The 20,559-nt window shown below is 71.5% G+C and carries 12 protein-coding genes and 1 pseudogene; 7 read left to right on the top strand and 6 right to left on the bottom strand.

Features of this window, described 5'->3' with window-relative positions; translation table 11 throughout:
- Window positions 1-12 precede the first annotated feature (12 nt).
- Window positions 13-1,458 carry an N-acetylglucosamine/diacetylchitobiose ABC transporter substrate-binding protein gene (gene ngcE / locus ACWCV9_RS16840; protein WP_450787398.1) on the bottom strand — a complete coding sequence of 482 codons (1,446 nt, stop codon included), beginning with the start codon at window positions 1,456-1,458 and terminating at the stop codon, window positions 13-15.
- Between the two features lie 371 nt (window positions 1,459-1,829).
- On the opposite strand from ngcE, the gene ACWCV9_RS16835 reads away from it, so the two are divergent.
- Window positions 1,830-5,633, top strand: coding sequence for a GH92 family glycosyl hydrolase (locus tag ACWCV9_RS16835; RefSeq protein WP_450787396.1), 3,804 nt, complete (start codon window positions 1,830-1,832; stop codon window positions 5,631-5,633).
- 18 nt (window positions 5,634-5,651) lie between these two features.
- On the opposite strand, the gene ACWCV9_RS16830 is transcribed toward ACWCV9_RS16835, so the two are convergent.
- Together ACWCV9_RS16830 and ACWCV9_RS16825 are read right to left on the bottom strand one after the other, a co-directional pair.
- A complete protein-coding gene (locus ACWCV9_RS16830) occupies window positions 5,652-8,918 on the bottom strand; it encodes a GH92 family glycosyl hydrolase (protein ID WP_450787394.1) in 3,267 nt (1,088 codons plus the stop codon).
- 135 nt (window positions 8,919-9,053) lie between these two features.
- On the bottom strand, window positions 9,054-10,145 hold the full coding sequence (locus tag ACWCV9_RS16825) for a lytic polysaccharide monooxygenase auxiliary activity family 9 protein (RefSeq protein ID WP_450787392.1): 1,092 nt from the start codon (window positions 10,143-10,145) through the stop codon (window positions 9,054-9,056).
- 203 nt (window positions 10,146-10,348) lie between these two features.
- On the opposite strand from ACWCV9_RS16825, the gene ACWCV9_RS16820 reads away from it, so the two are divergent.
- The gene (locus ACWCV9_RS16820; RefSeq protein WP_450787390.1) at window positions 10,349-10,714 is read left to right on the top strand and encodes a hypothetical protein; all 366 of its coding nucleotides are present in this window, start codon (window positions 10,349-10,351) and stop codon (window positions 10,712-10,714) included.
- A gap of 74 nt (window positions 10,715-10,788) precedes the next feature.
- Here ACWCV9_RS16820 and acnA read toward each other — a convergent pair whose 3' ends face one another.
- Window positions 10,789-13,506: an aconitate hydratase AcnA gene (acnA, locus tag ACWCV9_RS16815; RefSeq protein ID WP_450787388.1), complete on the bottom strand. Its 2,718-nt coding sequence runs from the start codon at window positions 13,504-13,506 to the stop codon at window positions 10,789-10,791.
- Between the two features lie 217 nt (window positions 13,507-13,723).
- On the opposite strand from acnA, the gene ACWCV9_RS16810 reads away from it, so the two are divergent.
- From ACWCV9_RS16810 to ACWCV9_RS16800, 3 genes are all read left to right on the top strand, one after another.
- Window positions 13,724-14,056: a hypothetical protein gene (locus ACWCV9_RS16810; RefSeq protein WP_450787386.1), complete on the top strand. Its 333-nt coding sequence runs from the start codon at window positions 13,724-13,726 to the stop codon at window positions 14,054-14,056.
- A 148-nt stretch (window positions 14,057-14,204) separates the two neighbouring features.
- Complete coding sequence (locus tag ACWCV9_RS16805; RefSeq protein WP_450787384.1) at window positions 14,205-15,734, top strand: helix-turn-helix domain-containing protein; 1,530 nt, start codon at window positions 14,205-14,207, stop codon at window positions 15,732-15,734.
- A 138-nt stretch (window positions 15,735-15,872) separates the two neighbouring features.
- Window positions 15,873-17,432, top strand: a complete 1,560-nt coding sequence (locus tag ACWCV9_RS16800) for a hypothetical protein (protein WP_450787382.1) — start codon at window positions 15,873-15,875, stop codon at window positions 17,430-17,432.
- Between the two features lie 25 nt (window positions 17,433-17,457).
- Here ACWCV9_RS16800 and ACWCV9_RS16795 read toward each other — a convergent pair whose 3' ends face one another.
- On the bottom strand, window positions 17,458-18,984 hold the full coding sequence (locus ACWCV9_RS16795) for a hypothetical protein (protein ID WP_450787380.1): 1,527 nt from the start codon (window positions 18,982-18,984) through the stop codon (window positions 17,458-17,460).
- Window positions 18,985-19,279: 295 nt separating this feature from the next.
- On the opposite strand from ACWCV9_RS16795, the gene ACWCV9_RS16790 reads away from it, so the two are divergent.
- On the top strand, window positions 19,280-20,077 hold the full coding sequence (locus ACWCV9_RS16790) for a GNAT family N-acetyltransferase (protein WP_450787378.1): 798 nt from the start codon (window positions 19,280-19,282) through the stop codon (window positions 20,075-20,077).
- Between the two features lie 66 nt (window positions 20,078-20,143).
- Window positions 20,144-20,368: a translation initiation factor IF-1 gene (gene infA, locus ACWCV9_RS16785; protein WP_385840556.1), complete on the top strand. Its 225-nt coding sequence runs from the start codon at window positions 20,144-20,146 to the stop codon at window positions 20,366-20,368.
- A gap of 68 nt (window positions 20,369-20,436) precedes the next feature.
- Here infA and ACWCV9_RS16780 read toward each other — a convergent pair.
- A pseudogene (locus ACWCV9_RS16780) lies at window positions 20,437-20,559 on the bottom strand (neutral zinc metalloprotease); the annotation flags it as partial.

Below are 20,559 nucleotides of genomic sequence, written 5' to 3'. Positions count from 1 at the left end.
GTTGCTGGGCGCTTACTGGTGCTTGTAGTGCTTGATCGAGCTGTCCTTGGCCGCTTCGTCGGCGAAACCCTGGATCTTCTGGATCGCCTCGGCCGGGGTGAGCCGGCCCGCCATCATCTCGCCGAGACCGGCCACCCCGATCTTCTCCTTCTGCAACTGCACGTACCAGTCCTGGAGCCGCGGATTCACCACGTTGGATCCGGCCAGCCGGAGGGCCGCCACGCCCGACTTCAGGCCCGGGGTGAGGGTGATGCCGCTGGTGCCGCCGTTGTAGGCGGTCAGCGACTTCACCTTGGCGGTGAAGTTCTTCGAGGAGGCCTCCGACAGCATGATGCGCAGCTGCTCCATGCCGCCCTCGGGGTTCGCGGCCTTGGCCGGCACGATGAACGGCTCGCCGCCGGACGCCCAGATGGTGCCGAACGGCAGCTTGTCGGAGCTGTCGATGCCGGAGGGCGCCGAGACCGCGAGGTCGAAGTCCTTCGGGATGACGTTGGCCGACTCGTTCTCCACCCAGGAGCCGTTCGGGATGAACAGCGCCTTGCCCTCGGCCCAGGCGGTCTGCGACTGGATGTGGTCCAGGCCCGGGGTCCCCCGGAGGATGTAGCCCTTCTTGAACAGCTCGTAGTACGCCTCGAAGCAGGCCTTGACCGCCGGGTGCTTCCAGGCCCCCGGCTCCAGGTTGTCGATGGCGTCGAGCACCTCGCGCCCGCCGACCTTGCCGATCATCGGGTAGAGGGAGAAGGGGAGGTAGTACGGGTACTTGCCCGCGTAGGTCCAGCCCGCCATGCCCTTCTTCTTGGCCTTCTCGCAGACCTTCAGCATCTCGTCCCAGGTCTGCGGGTACTTCTCGTCGAGCGAGTCGAGGGCCTTCTGCGAGTACCAGACGCCGTAGACCGTGTAGGCGTAGTAGAGGACCCACACCGGCTTGCCGTCGAACTGGCCCATCTCCACGATGCCGGGGCGCAGCGTGTCCCGGACCTTCTTGTTCGGGTCGTCGTACGACGGCGCGTCCAGCAGCGGGGTGAGGTCCGCCAGCTGGTTCTTGCCGACGAGCACCCCCATGTCCATCTGCTCGGCGCCGGAGTTGTCGATGAGGTCCGGCGGGTTGCCCTGGTTGAAGCGGGGCTGGAGGGTGGACTGGATCTTCTGGGTGGCGGCGAACTTCACCGTGGCCTTGGGGAAGTCCTTCTCGTAGACCTTCACCGCGTCCTCGGCGTACTCCTTGCCGAAGCCGCCGTCGAAGAGGACGAACTCCATCTTGGCGCTGTCGTTGACGCCGAGCGGGTTCCTGGCGGTCTTCTCGCCGGCCTTGGCCTTGCTCTGGCCGCCGCCCCCGCTGCTGGCGCACGCGGACAGCAGGCCCATGCCCGGTGCCGCGACCAGGCCGAGCGCCGCAGACCGCTTGATCAGTTCGCGCCGGCCGACACCCTCGACGCCGTGCTCGGAAGTGGATCCCATGCTCAAGTCCTCGCCTTCTCCAGGACTCAGGCGGTGAACCGGATCCTCCCCGGCACCGCGGGCTGGTCGTGCTGGGTAGTGCAGGGTCATGCAGGATCGTGCAGGGTCGTGCTGGAAACGCCGACAGGTATAGTCCATTTCCGGTCGGCTGAGCAAGATCGAATGCAGTACGGGCGCCGGGTCTTTTCCGAGTTGAGACCTCGCGGAAATCTGGCGCCCCCGGGGCCGGCCGGGTGGAAAAACCCGCGACACAAGTCCCTGAATGCCACACCCAACGCCCTTGACATCAACGGCCACTTGACCACCTACTGGTGTCCGTGCCCCGAAGCTGACAACGTTGTCTCAAGGGGGCGCAGGAGGGGAATCCGTAGATGCAGCGGAGAACTCGGCACAGACACGGTCCGGCGGTCGTCCTCACGGCCGCCTTTGTCATGGCGGCCGGCGCCCACGGCGCCGCGGTCGCGCTGCCCGCCAAGGACCCGGTCCCCGACCGCGAGTTCGCATCCTCGTTCGAGACGGGCGATCCGGCACCCGACTGGCTCAACACCGTCGACACCGGCCCCGACGGCGGCAAACGCGCCTCGGGCGTGGACGGCGGCTACAGCACCGGCATCCCGGGCAATGTCACCGACCATGTCACCGACATCCGGGCGAGCGGCGAGAACAAGGGCGCGGGCGAGGTCAAGGAGAACCTCGCCGACGGCGAGCCCGGCACCAAGTGGCTGACCTTCGAATCCACCGGATGGGTGGAGTTCGACCTCGACAAACCGGTCAAACTGGTGACCTACGCGCTCACCTCGGCCAACGACAACGCCGAACGCGACCCGCGCGACTGGACGCTGCTCGGCTCCACCGACGGCAAGGACTGGAAGACCGTCGACACCCGCTCCGGCGAGACCTTCGACGAGCGGTACCAGACGAAGTCGTACGACCTCGACCAGCCGGCCGAGTACCAGCACTTCCGTCTGGAGGTGACCCGCAACAACGGCGCCACCGGGATCCTCCAACTCGCCGACGTGCAGTTCTCCACCGGCGGCGGGGGCGGCCCGGTGCCGCAGGACATGCTGACCCTGGTCGACAAGGGCCCGACCGGCTCCCCCACGGCCAAGGCCCGCGCCGGGTTCACCGGAAAGCGGGCCCTGCGTTACGCCGGTCGGCACACCGCGGGCGGCCGCGCCTACTCGTACAACAAGGTGTTCGACGTGAACGTGAAGGTCGGCGGCGACACCGAGCTGGCGTACCGGATCTTCCCGTCGATGGCCGACGGCGACCGCGACTACGACGCCACGAACGTCTCCGTGGACCTGGCCTTCACCGACGGCAGCTATCTGAGCGACCTGGGCGCGCTCGACCAGCACGGGTTCCCGCTGTCGCCGCGCGGGCAGGGCGCCTCCAAGTCGCTGTACGTCAACCAGTGGAACAACGTGGTCTCCCGGATCGGCTCGGTGGCGGCCGGCCGGACGGTCGACCGGATCCTGGTGGCGTACGACTCCCCCGACGGCCCGGCGAAGTTCCGCGGCTGGATCGACGACCTCGCGCTGCGTCCCGTACCGCCCCAGCCGCCGAAGGCGCATCTCTCGGACTATGCGCTGACCACCCGGGGCACCAACTCCAGCGGCAGCTTCTCGCGCGGCAACGACTTCCCGGCCACGGCCCTGCCGCACGGCTTCAACTTCTGGACGCCGGTGACCAACGCGTCCTCGCTGAGCTGGCTGTACGAATACGCACGTGCGAACAACGCCGACAACCTGCCGACCATCCAGGCGTTCAGCGCGAGCCATGAGCCGAGCCCGTGGATGGGCGACCGGCAGACCTTCCAGGTGATGCCCTCGGCCGTGCACGGCACCCCCGCCACCGGCCGGACGGCGCGCGAGCTGCCGTTCCGGCACGAGAACGAGACCGCGCGGCCGTACTACTACGGCGTCCGCTTCGAGAACGGCCTCAAGGCCGAGCTGGCCCCGACCGACCACGCGGCCGTCCTGCGCTTCACCTATCCCGGTGACGACGCGAGCGTGCTCTTCGACAATGTCACCGAGCAGGCGGGCCTGACCCTGGACCAGGAGCACGGGGTCGTGACCGGCTACTCGGACGTGAAGTCGGGCCTGTCCACGGGCGCGACCCGGCTGTTCGTGTACGGCGTCTTCGACAAGCCGGTGACGGACGGCGGCTCCAGCGGGGTGAAGGGCTATCTGCGGTTCGCCGCGGGCGCCGACCGCACCGTCACGCTGCGCCTGGCGACCTCGCTCATCAGCGTCGACCAGGCGGAGGACAACCTGCGCCAGGAGATCCCGGACGGCACCTCCTTCGACACGGTCCGGGACCGCGCGCAGCGCACCTGGGACCGGCTGCTGGGCAGGGTCGAGGTGGAGGGCGCGAGCCCGGACCAGCTGACCACGCTGTACTCCAGCATGTACCGGCTGTACCTCTATCCGAACTCCGGCTTCGAGAAGGTGGGCGGGACCTACGCGTACGCCTCGCCCTTCTCCCCCATGCCGGCCCAGGACACCCCGACGCACACCGGCGCGAAGATCGTCGAGGGGAAGGTGTACGTCAACAACGGCTTCTGGGACACCTACCGGACCACCTGGCCGGCCTACTCGCTGCTCACCCCCGGCCAGGCGGGCGAGATGGTGGACGGGTTCATACAGCAGTACAAGGACGGCGGCTGGACCTCCCGCTGGTCCTCCCCCGGCTACGCCGACCTGATGACCGGCACCTCCTCGGACGTGGCCTTCGCCGACGCCTATGTCAAGGGCGTGAAGTTCGACGCGCGGGCCGCGTACGAGGCGGCTCTGAAGAACGCCACCGTCGTCCCGCCGATGTCCGGGGTGGGCCGCAAGGGCATGGCCACCTCGCCCTTCCTCGGCTACACCAGCACCGCCACCGGCGAGGGCCTGTCCTGGGCGATGGAGGGGTACGTCAACGACTACGGCATCGCCCGGATGGGCCAGGAGCTGTACCGCAGGACGGGCGAGCGCCGCTACCGGGAGGAGTCCGCGTACTTCCTCAACCGCGCCCGGGACTATGTGCGGCTGTTCGACCCCAGGGCGGGCTTCTTCCAGGGCCGCGACCCAGACGGCGGCCGGCGGGTCGACTCCGCGTCGTACGACCCGCGCGTGTGGGGCTACGACTACACGGAGACCAACGGCTGGGGCTACGCCTTCAGCGTCCCGCAGGACAGCCGGGGCCTGGCCAACCTGTACGGCGGCCGGCAGGGCCTCGCGGACAAGCTCGACGCGTTCTTCGCCACCCCGGAGACGGCCTCGCCGGACTTCGTCGGCTCCTACGGCGGCGTCATCCACGAGATGACCGAGGCGCGGGACGTCCGGATGGGCATGCTCGGCCAGTCCAACCAGCCCGCGCACCACATCGCCTACATGTACGACGCGGCCGACGAGCCCTGGAAGACCCAGGCGACGGTCCGCGAGATCCTCTCCCGGCTCTACCTCGGCAGCGAGATCGGGCAGGGCTACCACGGCGACGAGGACAACGGCGAGCAGTCCGGCTGGTACCTCTTCTCCGCGCTCGGCTTCTACCCCCTGGTCATGGGCAGCGGCGACTACACCATCGGCTCCCCGCTGTTCAAGAAGGCCACCGTGCACCTGGAGAACGGCCACGACCTGGTCGTCAAGGCCCCGGCCAACAGCGCGCGGAACGTCTACGTCCAGGGCGTCACCTTCAACGGCCGCCCGTGGACCTCCACATCGCTGCCCCACTCGCTGCTGGCCCGGGGCGGTGTGCTGGAGTTCCGCATGGGCGCCGAGCCGTCCACCTGGGGCACCGGGGAGGACGCGGCGCCCGTCTCGGTCACCCAGGACGACAAGGTGCCGGCGCCGCGCGCCGACGTGCTGAAGGGGGACGGCGCCCTGTTCGACAACACCTCGGCGACCGACGCGACGGTCACCTCGGTGGACCTGCCGGTCGGGGAGGCCACCCGGGCCGTCCAGTACACCCTGACCTCCTCGACGGACCGCGGCACGGCGCCGACCGGCTGGACCCTCCAGGGCTCGACGGACGGCAGCACCTGGCAGACCCTGGACCACCGCTCCGGCGAAACGTTCACCTGGGACCGGCAGACCAGGGCCTTCACCATCGCCGAGCCGGGCCTCTGGACGAAGTACCGGCTGGTCCTGGACGGCGCGTCGACGCTGGCGGAGGTGGAGCTGCTGGCCTGAGCCGCCTCCCGCGGGCGCTCAGCCGGTGGCCAGGGCGAACACGTGCAGGCCCGCGTCGTCCGGCAGCCGTACGCTCCTGAGCGTCCTGCCGGGCGGCGCCCGGTGCGGCGTCGTGGCGAGGACGTACGTGGTCACCGGGTCCCGCCCGGAGCCCGCGGCATTGCGGTACGGCATCGTGGCGACCACCTCGTTGCCGTACCGGACGGTGCCGCTGCCGCCGTCGGCCGTCCAGTCGGTGAAGGACAGATCGGCGGTGCCGGTGGTGCCGTCGCTGTAGGTGACGGTCGCGGCGGCCCGCCGGTCGCCGTCGACCGCACCGCCGACGAAAGACAACGCCCGTGTCCCGGGTGGGAGTTCGATGGTCTGGCCGTGGGCCGAGGCGTTGTCGGGACGGCCGGCGGGCGAGTCCGGCCAGACGAACCCGAGCCCGCCGGCCGTGCCGTGCGCACCGGCCCGCAGTCCGGCCGCGGCGAGGGCCTGCCGGGAGTAGCTGAAGCCACCGCCGTCGAAGTCGGCCTCGGTGTGGTCGCCGGTGTCGTCGGACACCCCCGTCGAGTCGTAGGCGGCGAGCAGAGTGCCCGGCGCGGCCACGGTCAGTGCGACGGGCTGCGTGTACGACGTGCCCCCCGCGGTGAGGGTGACCCGCACGTCGGCGAAGCCCTGGGCGGCACCCTCGGCCGCGGTGAGCGTGATCTCCCGGCTGCCGCCGGTCACCGTGCCCTCGGTGGGGGCGGCCGTGACACCGGCCGGGGCCGTCACCCGGAAGCGCACCCCGGGCCCGGCGCCGCCGCGCAGCGCCAGCGCGCGCACGGCGATCCTGGTCCTGCCGCCGGGTGCCAGGGTGGCGGTGGTGGGGCCCACCGCGAACTGGTACGGCTGCTCGCCCGCCCGGAAGGACGGCGGCGGGGCGTCCGCTCCCCAGGTGCGGTCGGGGGTGGCGGACAGCGTGTAGTCGAGCCGGCCGCCGTCCCGGACGAAGGACGCAGGCAGCCACGGGCGCCGGGAGACGAGACCGTCGACCCTCAGGGACCGTACGTAGGGCGCGTCGGCCGCCGCCCGCGGGGCGCGGACGGAGATGTCGTTGCCGTACGGGCGGTGGATCTCGATCCGCGGGAACAGCGGTGAGGCGAGGACCAGTTCGGCCCGCGAGGGCACCTGGGGGTACATGCCGAGGGCGGCGAAGACGTACCAGGAGGACATGGCGCCGAGGTCGTCGTTGCCCGGGATGCCGCCGGGTGCGGCCGACCACAGCAGCCGCATCGCCGCGCGCACGGTCTGCTGCGTGCGGTACGGGGCCCCGGCGTAGTCGTACAGATAGGGCACGTTGATCGACGGCTCGTTGTCCAGCTCGGCCCGGGTGCCGCCGCTGCCGGTGAAGGCCCAGCCGCCGCCGGGGTCGTGGAAGAAGGCGTCGAGCCGGGCGAGGGCCTTCCCGCGGCCGCCCATCGCGGCGAACAGCCCGGCCGGGTTGTGCGGGACCATCCAGGTGTACTGGGCCGCCGTGCCCTCGACGAAGCCGGCGCCGGTGCCGGGGGTGAAGTCGGTGACCCAGCCGCCGTCGGCCCTGCGGTCGGCGATGTAGCCGCCGCCGGGGTCGGCGGCGATGTCGAAGGTGTTCTGCCACCACTGGGCGCGCCGGGCGAAGGCGGCTGCCATGTCCGGCCGGCCCGCGGCCGCGGCGAGCCGGGAGAGGGAGAAGTCGGCCGTGGACATCTCCAGGGTCTCGGCGGCACCGCCCCAGGCGTTGGAGGTGCTGGGCATGTAGTGCAGGGCGAGGTACCGGTCGAGCGAGGGCCGCTGGCCGACGGAGAGCACCGGCCGCCCGGCGGCGGACAGGTCCTGCGGTGTGGGTACAGTCGCCGCCCGCACCAGAGAGTCCAGCGCGCCCTTCAGATCGAAGTCGGTGCCGCCGAAGGCGTGGATCCCGGCCAGCGCGGTCGGCGCGGGGTCGCCGTTCATGACATGGGTGCCGCTCGCGCCGTGCAGCCAGCGGTCCCAGGTGCCGCCGTTCTGCCGGGCCAGGGTGTACAGCGACTGGGCGATGTCGGAGCCGGTGCGGGGGTCGAGGAGGGTGAGCAGCTGGAGCTGGTCGCGGTAGACGTCCCAGCCGGAGAAGGTGCCGTACTGGGCGCGGTGGCCGGGGCCCACCGGGTGCACCTCGCCGTCGCTGCCGCGGTATCTGCGGTCGGCGTCGCTGATGACGCCGGGATGCAGCAGCGCGTGGTACAGCGCGGTGTAGAAGGTGGTCCGCTCGGCGTCCGTGCCGCCGCCGACGCGGATGGCGGCGAGGCGGTCCCGCCAGGCGCGGCGGGCCGCCTCCCGGACGGCGTCGAAGGAGCGGCCGGGCGGGTTCTCCGCGGCGAGGTTGGCCTCGGCCCCGGCCGGACCGACGTAGGAGATGCCGACCTTGACGTGCACCGCCGTGGTGCCGGGCGCGAACGTCACGTATCCGCCGGCGCCCTTGCCCGCGACCGGCCGTCCGTCGTGGGCGAAGCCGCCGGTGCCGCCGGAGGTCTGGCGGGTGCCGGGGGCAAGCGTGCCGTCCTTCCAGGTGCCGGTGGTGGTGAAGGGGCGGTCGAAGTGCGCGGTGAAGTACAGGGTGTAGTAGGCGCGCCGGCCCTCCGGGTCGAGGTAGCCGCAGAAGTTGCCGGAGGTGACGGAGCCGGAGACGGTGCGTCCGGCGGGGTCGATACGGACGGTCGAGTCCGCCGAGCCCACTTCGGAGTCGGCGGTGCGGACGAGCAGTGCGGCGGGCCTGCCGGCCGGGAAGGTGAAGCGGCCCGAGCCGGTGCGTGCGGTGGCGGTGAGGTCGGCGCCGGCTCCGGAGGCGAGGCGGACCGCGTAGTGGCCGGGCTCGGCCCGCTCGTCACTGTGGCTGAAGTCGGAGGCGTAGACGGCGTTGCCGGTGTCGCTCGCCGGGGAGGAGGTGACCTCGCCGGCGTGGGGGTAGAAGGGGATGTCGCCGCTGCCGCCGGCGCAGCCGGTGCCGGACATGTGGGTGAGGCTGAAGCCGCGGATGCGGGGGGCGTCGTACTGGTAGCCACCGGGGGCGGCGGTCCGGGTGGCGTCGCCCCGGGTGTTCTCCGGGCTCCAGGAGAGCATGCCGAAGGGCACGACGGCGCCGGGGAAGACGTTGCCGCCGTTGCGGGTGCCGATCAGTGGATCGACGTACGCCGTGGGGTCGGCGACGAGCGCGGGCCGAGCCGCGGTCGCCGCCGGGGCGGGGGTGGTGGCACCGGCCGTGAGGAGCGCGGCCAGCAGCAGGGACACGGGTCTGAAACGCACGTGCGCCACCGGTACCGGCGGCGGGGCGTCCGGGCGTGCAGGCACGCCGGTGGCGTCACTCGGGCGGGCCCTCCCGGGGCGCGGTCGGGCACGGAGGTGCGGGCCCGCCGATCCTTCCCGCACCTCCGCCGCCGGTCAGCCGACCTGGCAGGGCAGGGTCGTGGTGCCGTCCCCGCCGTCGCCCTGGACGACATAGCCGAAGGTCGTGCTCTGCCCCGGACTCAGGGCGCCGTCGTAGTCCGCGTTGTGGACCATCACGTCCTGTCCGGAGTAGGTGGCGTTGCCGTTCCAGACACTGGCCACGGACTGGCCGGAGGGCAGGGTCCAGCCGACCATCCAGCCGAGCATGGGGACGTCACCGGTGTTGGTGACGGTCACCTGGGACTGGTAGCCGCCGGGCCAGCTGCCGGTGGTGGTGCGGGTGGCGGTGCAGGTGCCGGGCGGCGGTCCGGTGGGGTGGCCGGGGTCGTGGACGCCGGTGACCTCGCCGTTGCCGCCGTCGAAGACCACGTCGGAGCAGGAGTAGAAGGTCTCGGTGCTGTCCGAGCGCTGCCAGACCATGTAGATGATGTGCCGTCCGGACTTGTTCCGGGGCAGCGTGCCGGTCCAGGAGTAGTGGCCGTCGACCGTGCCGGGGGTGCCTTGGAGTGGCGGGTGGTCGATGGTGAGGAAGGGCTGGTCCTCCATGTCGTCCCAGGTGAGCGGCTTGGTCGGGTCGTAGGTGTCCTTGGTGATGTAGACGCGGAACCAACCGGGGTGTGCCGCCCAGGCGTTGTAGGAGAAGTCGATGGTGGCGCCGGCGGTCAGATGGGTCACCGGCCAGTCGTCGCGGGCGAGGTCGAAGCCGGCGAAGGCGGGGTTTCCGCCGCTGCACAGCCGGCCGTCCGGCACGAAGCCGCGGGTGCGGCCGGCGCCGTCGGAGCGCAGCACCGAGAACCAGTTGTAGAACGGCGTGGTGCCGCCGGCCTGCTGGGCCGCCCGGCAGGCCGGGTTCACGGGCTTGATCTCGCCGGTGCCGGTGAGCGCGTCCTGCCAGCACAGGAAGGTCCGGCTGCCGGGCTTCAACGGCGTGCCGTGGGCCGAGGCGGGGGTGCCGGCGGCGAGGACGAGGCCGAGGGCGGGCAGGGCGGTGAGGAGGGCCAGCAGAACGAGGAGCAGGGCTGTGCGGCGGGTGCGACGGGTGCGGCGCGGTAATCGCGCACCCGGGATCATGGTTGTCGCGAGCATGACATAACAGCCTTTGGTGTCGAGGTCGCGTACGGAAGAGGGAAGCCGTGGGGTGGGCCGCCCCCAGGCGCGGCGGGTTCCGGTCCACCGAGCGATGGGAGCGCTCCCACCCCACTGCTTGGGAAGCTAGCGCCGACGGCCTCCGGTGTAAACGGCCGTGCACCGGTCGGACGGCGGAAACTGGAGAGGAGGGAGGTTCTGCCATGGCACGGCTGCTCGTCGAGGACGGCGGACTGGTGCTGCGGCTGTCCTTGAGCGAACGGCTCCGGGCGCGGCGCGGCACGATCCGGCTGCCCTGGACGGTGGTGGAGGCCGCGCGGATCGAGCCCGACTGGTGGCGGACGCTGCGCGGATCGCCGGTGAACGGCACGCACCGCCCGGCACACTGCCTGGGCGAGCGCCGTCATCCCGCCGGACGGGACTTCGTGGCGGTGCGCAGCGGCGGCCCGGCCGTCCTGGTCGGCCTCCGGCCCGGCGCCCCCTTCACCCGCATCGCCGTGACCGTGCCGCAGGCCGAGGCGGAGGAGACGGTGCGGGCCGTGCGGCGGCACCGGACGCGGCGGCGTTAGTTATGGGAGGGGTACGGCGAAGGGCCGCATCCCCGGTGGTGGGGATGCGGCCCTGGACCGCTGTGCCGTACCGCTTACTTGCGGATCAGGCTGCGCAGCACGTACTGCATGATGCCGCCGTTGCGGTAGTAGTCGGCCTCACCGGGGGTGTCGATGCGGACGACCGCGTCGAACTCGACACCGGTGTCGGTGGTGACCTTGACCGTGCGCGGCGTGGTGCCGTTGTTCAGCTCGGTGACGCCGGAGATGGAGAAGGTCTCCTCGCCGGTCAGGCCGAGGGACTCGGCCGAGGCGCCCTCCGGGAACTGGAGCGGGAGCACGCCCATGCCGATGAGGTTCGAGCGGTGGATGCGCTCGTACGACTCGGCGATGACGGCCTTGACGCCGAGGAGCGCGGTGCCCTTGGCCGCCCAGTCGCGGGACGAGCCGGAGCCGTACTCCTTGCCGGCCAGGACGACCAGCGGGATGCCGGCGGCCTGGTAGTTCTGCGAGGCGTCGTAGATGAAGGACACCGGGGCGTCGGGCTGGGTGAAGTCGCGGGTGTAGCCGCCCTCGGTGCCCGGCGCGATCTGGTTGCGCAGGCGGATGTTGGCGAACGTACCGCGGATCATGACCTCGTGGTTGCCACGGCGGGAGCCGTAGGAGTTGAAGTCACGACGCTCCACACCGTGCTCGGTGAGGTACTTGCCGGCCGGGGTGTCGGCCTTGATGGCGCCGGCGGGCGAGATGTGGTCCGTCGTCACCGAGTCGCCGAGCTTGGCCAGGACGCGGGCGCCGGCGATGTCCTCGACCGGGGCCGGCTCCATGCCCATGCCCTCGAAGTACGGGGGCTTGCGGACGTAGGTGGACTCCGGGTCCCACTCGAAGGTGTTGCCGGTCGGGACCGGCAGGGACTGCCACTGCGCGTCGCCCGCGAAGACGTCCTGGTAGGACTTGGAGAACATGTCCTCGCCGATGGCGGCGGCCACGACCTCGTTGACCTCGGCCTCGGTCGGCCAGATGTCCTTCAGGTAGACCGGGTTGCCGTCCTGGTCGGTGCCCAGGGCGTCACGGGTGATGTCCACCTTCATGGAGCCCGCGATGGCGTACGCGACGACCAGCGGCGGGGACGCCAGGTAGTTCATCTTGACGTCCGGGTTGATCCGGCCCTCGAAGTTGCGGTTGCCGGACAGCACCGAGGTGACGGCGAGGTCGTGGTCGTTGACGGCCTTGGAGACCTCCTCCGGCAGCGGGCCGGAGTTGCCGATGCAGGTGGTGCAGCCGTAGCCGACGAGGTTGAAGCCCAGCTTGTCCAGGTACGGGGTGAGGCCGGCCTTCTCGAAGTAGTCGGTGACGACCTTCGAACCCGGGGCGAGGGTGGACTTGACCCACGGCTTGCGGGTCAGGCCCTTCTCGACCGCCTTCTTGGCGACCAGGGCGGCGCCGATCATGACGTACGGGTTGGAGGTGTTGGTGCAGGAGGTGATGGCCGCGACCGTCACCGCACCGTGGTCCAGCTCGTAGGTCGTGCCGTCGGGGGCGGTGACCTGGCAGGGGTTGGACGGGAAGCCGTTGGGGTGGGCGGCCGGGGCGTCGGAGGCCGGGAAGGACTCCTTGCCCGCCTCGTCGACGTCGTCGACGTAGTTGCGGACGTCCAGCTTGAACTGCTCGGCGGCGTTGGCGAGGACGATGCGGTCCTGCGGGCGCTTCGGGCCGGCGATGGACGGGACGACCGTGGACAGGTCCAGCTCGAGCTTCTCGGAGAAGTCCGGCTCGGCCTTCGGGTCCAGCCAGAGGCCCTGCTCCTTGGCGTAGGCCTCGACCAGCGCGACCTGCTGCTCGGAGCGGCCGGTCAGGCGCAGGTAGTTCAGGGTCTCGTCGTCGATCGGGAAGATCGCGGCGGTGGAGCCGAACTCCGGCGACATGTTGCCGATGGTGGCGCGGTTGGCCAGGGAGGTGGCGGCCACACCCTCGCCGTAGAACTCGACGAACTTGCCGACCACACCGTGCTTGCGCAGCATCTCGGTGATGGTGAGGACGAGGTCGGTGGCGGTGGTGCCGGGCTGGAGCTCGCCGGTCAGCTTGAAGCCGACGACGCGCGGGATCAGCATGGAGACCGGCTGGCCGAGCATGGCGGCCTCGGCCTCGATGCCGCCGACGCCCCAGCCGAGGACGCCGAGGCCGTTGACCATGGTGGTGTGCGAGTCGGTGCCGACCAGGGTGTCCGGGTAGGCCTTGCCGTCGCGGACCATCACGACACGGGCCAGGTGCTCGATGTTCACCTGGTGGACGATGCCGGTGCCCGGCGGGACGACCTTGAACTCGTCGAAGGCGGTCTGGCCCCAGCGCAGGAACTGGTAGCGCTCCTTGTTGCGGCCGTACTCCAGCTCGACGTTCTGCTTGAAGGCGTCGTTGGTGCCGAACTTGTCGGCGATGACCGAGTGGTCGATGACCAGCTCGGCGGGGGCCAGCGGGTTGATCTTGGCGGGGTCGCCGCCCAGTTCCTTCACGGCCTCACGCATGGTCGCGAGGTCCACGACGCACGGCACGCCGGTGAAGTCCTGCATGATCACGCGGGCCGGCGTGAACTGGATCTCCTGGCTGGGCTGGGCCTGGGAGTCCCAGCCGCCGAGGGCGCGGATGTGGTCGGCGGTGATGTTCGCGCCGTCCTCCGTGCGGAGCAGGTTCTCCAGCAGGACCTTGAGGCTGTACGGCAGGCGGGCCGAGCCCTCCACCTTGTCCAGCCGGAAGATCTCGTACGACTCGTCGCCCACGTGCAGCGTGCTGCGGGCGTCGAAGCTGTTCGCCGACACGACAGTCTCCTTCATTGATGTGCGCGTACCACCGTCAATCCTGCCGCCACGCCGGCTGGGCCGATCCGCTAAGGTAAGGCTAAGTTAGGCGACCCTTACTGGGGTGGCGGCTGCGGTGCGCCTCGGCAGATATCTCGATGTCGAGATAACTCTAGTACATGGGCGCCCGATGGTCATGCCCGGACACCCCCACACCCCGGTCGGGGATCATGGAGCCATGCATCTCGACACCGCACTGATCGGCCGCTGGGACAGCTCCCCTTTCGACGTCGGCGTCATGGAGGCCTCGGAGCTGGAGTTCCGCGAGGACGGCCGGGGCAGCGGGACGGTGGTCAACGCGCTGAGCGAGGACACCGAGGAGTTTTCGTGGCACTGCCCGGAACCGGGCGTGGTGGAGATACGCGAGGACTCCGGCGGAACCGAGCGGTTCCAGTACACGGTCGGCGCCGCCACACCGCCCTACGGGCCCGCCCCCGTACCGGCCGTCACCTTCGAGCCGCATCTGCTCTTCACTCAGCAGTACGCGCGCGTGCACCCATCTTCCGCCTGATACCCCCCGGAAGCAATATGATCCGGATGTACCGGACATCGGCCGAAGCGTCCGGTACATTCCGCGACACCGCAGGCCACTGACGTGTCGTCACCCGAATGGACCCCCCGATCGGGCGCCATCTCATATCTGAGATAGCCTCAACCTCATGGCAGACGACTACCTCGTACGCATCGGCAAGCTCATCCGTGACGCCCGGCAACACCGGGGCTGGACACAGACGCAGCTCGCGGAGGCCCTCGGCACCAGCCAGAGCGCGGTCAACCGCATCGAGCGGGGCAACCAGAACATCAGCCTTGAGATGATCGCCCGCATCGGTGAGGCCCTGGACAGCGAGATCGTGTCGCTCGGCTACGCGGGCCCGATGCACCTGCGGGTCGTGGGCGGCCGCCGGCTGTCCGGCGCCATCGACGTGAAGACGAGCAAGAACGCCTGCGTGGCGCTGCTGTGCGCCTCCCTGCTCAACAAGGGCCGTACGGTGCTGCGCCGGGTCGCGCGGATCGAGGAGGTCTACCGCCTGCTGGAGGTGCTCAACTCCATCGGCGTGCGCACCCGCTGGATCAACGACGGCGTCGACCTGGAGCTGGTACCGCCGGCCGAGCTGGAGATGGCGGCGATCGACGCGGAGGCCGCCGTCCGCACCCGCTCCATCATCATGTTCCTCGGCCCGCTGCTGCACCGCATGGACCACTTCAAGCTGCCCTACGCGGGCGGCTGCGACCTCGGCACCCGGACCATCGAGCCGCACATGATCGCGCTGCGCCGGTTCGGTCTGGACATCGCCGCCACCGAGGGCCAGTACCACGCGCAGGTCGACCACACGGTCCGGCCCGACCGCCCGATCGTCCTGACCGAGCGCGGCGACACGGTGACCGAGAACGCGCTGCTGGCCGCCGCCCGGCACGACGGCGTGACGGTCATCCGCAACGCCTCCTCCAACTACATGGTCCAGGACCTGTGCTTCTTCCTGGAGGCCCTCGGCGTCACGGTCGAGGGCATCGGCACCACCACGCTGACCGTGCACGGCGTGCCGAACATCGACGTCGACGTCGACTACTCCCCCTCCGAGGACCCGGTCGAGGCGATGAGCCTGCTGGCCGCCGCCGTGGTGACCGAGTCCGAACTGACCGTGCGCCGCGTCCCCATCGAGTTCCTGGAGATCGAGCTGGCGGTTCTGGAGGAGATGGGCCTCGACCACGACCGCTCGCCCGAGTACTTCGCGGACAACGGCCGCACCCGCCTGGTCGACCTGACGGTCCGCCCCTCCAAGCTCGAGGCGCCGATCGACAAGATCCACCCCATGCCCTTCCCGGGCCTGAACATCGACAACGTCCCGTTCTTCGCGGCGATCGCGGCCACCGCGCAGGGCAAGACCCTCATCCACGACTGGGTCTACGACAACCGCGCGATCTACCTCACCGACCTCAACCGCCTCGGCGGCCGCCTCCAGCTGCTGGACCCGCACCGGGTCCTGGTCGAGGGCCCGACCCGCTGGCGCGCCGCGGAGATGATGTGCCCGCCCGCGCTGCGCCCGGCCGTGGTCGTCCTGCTGGCGATGATGGCCGCCGAGGGCACCTCGGTGCTGCGCAACGTCTACGTCATCAACCGCGGTTACGAGGACCTCGCCGAGCGTCTGAACTCGGTGGGAGCGCAGATCGAGATCTTCCGGGACATCTGACCGCTACGGCGGCCACCGGGGCGGAGATCGCTGGAACCGGTGGCCGCGCGCGGCCGCGATGGACGCCTGGTCGTGTCCGCCTCCGCGGGGTGCTCGTTGACCCCCGGGGGGCGGGCACACACCGGGAGGAAGAGCGGGATGACGCAGGCCGCGGTGAGCGAGCTGGAGGAGCGGGTACCGGGACGCCGGTGGACGGTGCGGATGGATCCCGTGGGGCGGGGCAGTGCGACGGTGCGCGTCTCGTGCAGCCGTCCCGCGTGCGCCGAGCAGCGTCTGCCGTCCGCGGCGGCCGGCCGTGCGGCCGCGGCAGCCCACCTCAAAGCCCACCTGCGCGCAGCCCCCGCCCCCAGGGCCGGGGCGTACTGCGCGTGCAGGGCCGAGGGCTGCCACGCCCATCTGTCCGACGCCGCCCGGCATCCGCGTGCCGAACCCTGGCGGTGCGGCGGACCGGTCGTGCTGGCCGTGCTCACCGACAAGGAAGGACGCTGGTGGCAGGCCTTGGAGTGCTGCTCGCGGTGCGCGGCCGCCACCCCCGGAGCACGGACCGCGGCCGTCTCCGGGGCGCCCGGCCCGCGGACCGGTGACCGCCCGGCCGCCCCGGCCACGGGTCCCGGCGCGGGTCCGACCACGGGTGCGGGCATGGGCGTGCCGCAGTTCTCCGACCGTCAGGCCGCCGCCGGGGCGAGGGCTCCCGCTCCCCGCTCGGCACCCGCCCGGCGCCGCCCCGCGCAGGCGAAGATCTCCCAAAGGGTCATCCCGCACGACCTGCGGCCCGCCGCCCTGCGGGACGAACTCGTAGAACTGGGTGGCCTCTTCCGCGCCTACCAGCAGCGCGCCGAACCCGACCTGGAGCTGCTCGCCGGCCTCCAGGAACGCAAGGCCCGCGCCTTCACCGCCTGGGCCGATGCCACCGGCGACGGCGCTCTGCGGTGGGAGGCGCAGCGTGCCGAGCGGGCCGCGGCCACCATCCGGCTCCAGCACCAGTACCGCACCGGCGGCATCGCCGGAGTCGACGGTCCGGCCGTGCCGCGGCTGCTGACCGTACCGACGCAGTGGGAGCACGTGCGCTCCGTCCTCGCGTACGTGGCCGGCCACAGCCCGCTGCCCGGACCGGACGCACGGCTGCTGGTGCTGATGGTGACGTTGCGCACCGCGCACACCGGCACCGGCAACCTCGTCGGACGGGACCTCACGGGGCTGGGCCTGACCGATCCGGAGGACCTGGTCGAGCAGCTGACCGGCTGCGGCTGGCTCACCCTGCCGGGCACCGCCGGCGACCTGCTCGCCTCCCGGCCGGAGAACCCCGTCCCGGTCACCGTCCCCTCCCTGGTCCCCCGGGAGGACGGCAGGAGCCCGTTCACGTTCGGCAGGAAGATGCGGCCCAGACTCTCCGGATGGGCCCAGAAGGTGGTCTCGGACAAGAAGCTCCGCAAGGCCAAGGCCGGCGCCGGCACCCGGCTGCTCGCCCTGACGCTGGCCACCCGGAGCGATGCCGCGGGACGCCTCGGTCCCGGCGGTGAGGGCCTCCCCCACGGCGCTCTCACCTCCTGGGTCCCGGTCGGCACCGGCGAGTTGCGGCACCTGGTCGACCAGCTGACCGCGGCGGACTGGCTCACCGACGCCGCGCTCACCGACACCCACCTCACCGGCCGGCTGACCGAACGCGTCCTCCCGCTCACCTGTCCCCTCCAGCCTTGAGGCACCGGTGGGGATGCACGGCCGATCAGCCGGGGCCTGGGAGGGGACTGCTGCTCTCTCGTGCGTGTGCGGCGGGCGACACATAGATCCGCAGGCCTTCGCGCCGGAAGGACGGCCAGGCGCGGGCGTAGGAGGGCGGCGCGCTGCTGCCGTCGGTCAGGACCGCGACCGGTATCCGCCGGGCCGTCCGGGTGAGGGCGGCCGCCGTGGTGTTCGCGTTGTGACCGCTGATGTCGACGGAGGAACAGCCGGCGTAGAAGGCGATCGGGACGTTGTCGCCGCCGGTCACCAGGCACGGCGCCCGCACCCCCAGACGGTGCAGCGCCCGGGCCGTCCGCGCCCAGCCGCGGTGCCCGGCGGTGGCCCCGTCGACCGTGCGCTCCAGCACCACCAACTGGACCGCCAGATGCCCGGCGAGCCCGAGCGCCACCACCGTCACGGCCACCGGACGCCAGGTGCGCGGCGCCGCGGTGACCAGGTGCGCCAGGGCGTCGGCAACCGGAATCGCCAACAGCGCGTAGGCCGGGAGCAGGAAACGGGGAGCGGCGTAGCCGATCAGGAACAGGTACGGGAAGGCGGCCGTGGCGGCGCAGGCCAGCGGCGTCAGCGTGGCGGCCGTACGCCCGCCGCGGACCGCGACGACCAGCGCGAGCGCCGCGAGGACCGGGAGCGCGAACCACCAGGCGGACACCGCCGGATCCGGCAGCGCGCCGCCGCACGGACGGCACAGCGTGCGGCCGACCAGGCTCCGCACCTGGTCGTCCACGGCGAGGTTCCAGCCGAGCCCGCCCTGGATGCGGGAGCCGTCGGCCAGCCGCCGGGCGAGACCGCCGTACCCGGTGTACGCCTCGACGACCCATTCGGCCGCCCCGGCCACCAGTCCTCCCACGAGCGCGGCCGGCGGCTTCCAGTGCCGCCACCGCCGTACGACGACCGGCGCGGCGAGCAGCGGCAGGCACGCCCAGACCGCGTCCGTCGGGCGCATCAGCGCCATCAGCGCGGCGCTCGCCGCCAGGCCCCACACAGGAGCGCGCCGCGCGCGGTCCTGCTGGGCACGGAGGAAGCAGCCGGTACCGGCGAGGGCGCCGATCGCCACCCAGAGGTTGGGCATGGCCTGGGGGCCGTAGTACAGCGTCACCCACAGCGACGCGAAGAGCGCGCCGCCGAGAGCGAGGACCCGGGCGGGGAACAGGCCGCGCCAGGCGCGCAGCGCGAGGAACAGTGCCAGTCCCGACAGCAGGGCCAGATAGATGCGCAGCAGCGCGGTGGACGACGACCAGGAGGCGATCGGTGCCACCAACAGCGAGACGCCCCGGGCGCGCGGCGCGCTGAAGAACGCCGCGGGGACATGCGCGCTGACCTGGCTGACGTACACCGTCTCGTCCCAGCCCAGCCCCATGCCGGGCCGGACGAGGGCGAGTTGGGCGAGGCTGAAGGCCACCGCGACCGCGGCCGGCCAGCCGTCCCGGCGCCGGTCCCGCCAGGTGTCCGCGAGGGGTCGCGGTCGGCTGCGGGCCGGGTGCCCACGCTCCGTGTTCACGGTTCTGGTCATGCACGACCTCCGCCCCTGCGGCCCGGAGGACAGGGGGTGAGCGCGAGGGATCGGAACAGGGTCAAGCTAACCCGCGCCTCCCCGGCCCGCAGCGCGAGGCGCCGGGCTCCGCTAAATGAGTTGGTGCGGCAGGGCTTCGCTGCTAGCGTCTGAGCAGCCGTGAGAAAGAGCGAGGAGGTGAGACCCGTGAAGGCTGTTTTCGTGTGGGTGCTCCCCCTTGTCGTCACGGTGGGCGGTTGACGTAGGTGTCGCCGGGAGCGCCCCTGTCAAGGCACTCCTGTGAGAGGTACCACCTATGAACCCTGTGCGTTCCATTCCCGGCGCGGACAGCCATCCCGTCGTGGTCACGCGGGTCGCGGACACGCAGTGGCACGCCCTGGAGGACGACCGGACCGTCGGCCGCGGCCACGCCTCGCGCCGCCCCGACGGACGGCTCTTCATCAGTGTCGACGCATGGCACGGCGCGGTCTTCGACCGTCTCGCCGACGCGATGTCGACGGACCTTCCGGCGCCCCTGTACACCGTCGTCGACGAGACCGACCACGACACCAGGTCCGCCTGGGAGCGGGCCGGCTTCGCCGTCGCCCGCCACGAGCGGGGCTGTGTCGTGCCCACCGACCCGCGGATCACCGGGCTCGGCTCGGTGCGGCCCCCGTCGGGGGTGACGGTCGTGCCCGCCGGCGAGGCGGAGGAGGGGCCGCTGCGCGCCCTGGACCGCCTCGTCCGTGACGAGGTCGAGGCGACCGTCGGCTGGCGGACGATGCCGGCCGAGGTGCTGCCCCGCCCGGCGGGGACCACCGTGCTCGACCCGTCGAAATACTTCGTGGCGCGGCAGGGCGACGCGTACGTGGGGCTGCTCCGCATGGGGCCGCTGACCCGGCAGCCGCGGATCGGGCTGGTCGCAGTCCGGTCGGACAGCCGGCGCCGCGGCATCGCCCGGGCGCTGCTGGCCCACGCGCTGGATGCGCTGCACCGCTCCGGTACCGCCTCGGCATGGGCCGAGGTGGACGAGTCCAACGCGGCGGCCATCGCCCTGTTCAAGAGCATCGGTGCCCGGCGCGCGCCCGGCACCCTGGAGCTGGTCCTGCGCTGACGCTCCCAGCCGCACCACAGCACACCACACCGAGACCCCGTCGCCGTACGGGAGAAGCGAGAGACCATGACGAAGACATCAGGGGGCGTGGAAGTCGAGGGCACCGTCACCGAGTGCCTGCGCAACGCCACCTTCAGGGTGGAACTGGAGAACGGGCACACGGTGCTCGCCCACATCAGCGGGAAGATCCGGAAGAACTACATCAAGATCCTGCCGTACGACCGCGTGCTCGTGGAACTCAGCCCCTACGACCTGAGCCGCGGCCGGATCCGGTACCGCTACCGGTCGTAGCGCGAGGCACGCGTGTCCCGCACACGGACGGATTCCGTGTGCGGGACCGGGTGTTCAGTCCGCGCCGGTCAGCTGGTCGTCAGGGAGGTGTCGTCGACGACGAAGCTGGTCTGGAGGGAGGAGTCCTCCACGCCGTTGAACTTCAGGGTGACCGTCTGGCCCGCCAGCGAGGACAGGTCGAAGGTCTTCTG

It is taken from the genome of Streptomyces sp. NPDC001606 (genome assembly GCF_053596835.1).
Note: the sequence above shows the minus strand (reverse complement) of the source record. Positions and strands in the feature narration are given on the sequence as shown.

Bases quoted from the DNA above. Each gene is read 5' to 3' on its own strand.
- ngcE (WP_450787398.1), bottom strand. From the start codon at position 1,458: ATGGGATCCACTTCCGAGCACGGCGTCGAGGGTGTCGGCCGGCGCGAA.
- ACWCV9_RS16835 (WP_450787396.1), top strand. From the start codon at position 1,830: ATGCAGCGGAGAACTCGGCACAGACACGGTCCGGCGGTCGTCCTCACG.
- ACWCV9_RS16825 (WP_450787392.1), bottom strand. From the start codon at position 10,145: ATGCTCGCGACAACCATGATCCCGGGTGCGCGATTACCGCGCCGCACC.
- ACWCV9_RS16820 (WP_450787390.1), top strand. From the start codon at position 10,349: ATGGCACGGCTGCTCGTCGAGGACGGCGGACTGGTGCTGCGGCTGTCC.
- ACWCV9_RS16810 (WP_450787386.1), top strand. From the start codon at position 13,724: ATGCATCTCGACACCGCACTGATCGGCCGCTGGGACAGCTCCCCTTTC.
- ACWCV9_RS16805 (WP_450787384.1), top strand. From the start codon at position 14,205: ATGGCAGACGACTACCTCGTACGCATCGGCAAGCTCATCCGTGACGCC.
- ACWCV9_RS16800 (WP_450787382.1), top strand. From the start codon at position 15,873: ATGACGCAGGCCGCGGTGAGCGAGCTGGAGGAGCGGGTACCGGGACGC.
- ACWCV9_RS16795 (WP_450787380.1), bottom strand. From the start codon at position 18,984: ATGACCAGAACCGTGAACACGGAGCGTGGGCACCCGGCCCGCAGCCGA.
- ACWCV9_RS16790 (WP_450787378.1), top strand. From the start codon at position 19,280: ATGAACCCTGTGCGTTCCATTCCCGGCGCGGACAGCCATCCCGTCGTG.
- infA (WP_385840556.1), top strand. From the start codon at position 20,144: ATGACGAAGACATCAGGGGGCGTGGAAGTCGAGGGCACCGTCACCGAG.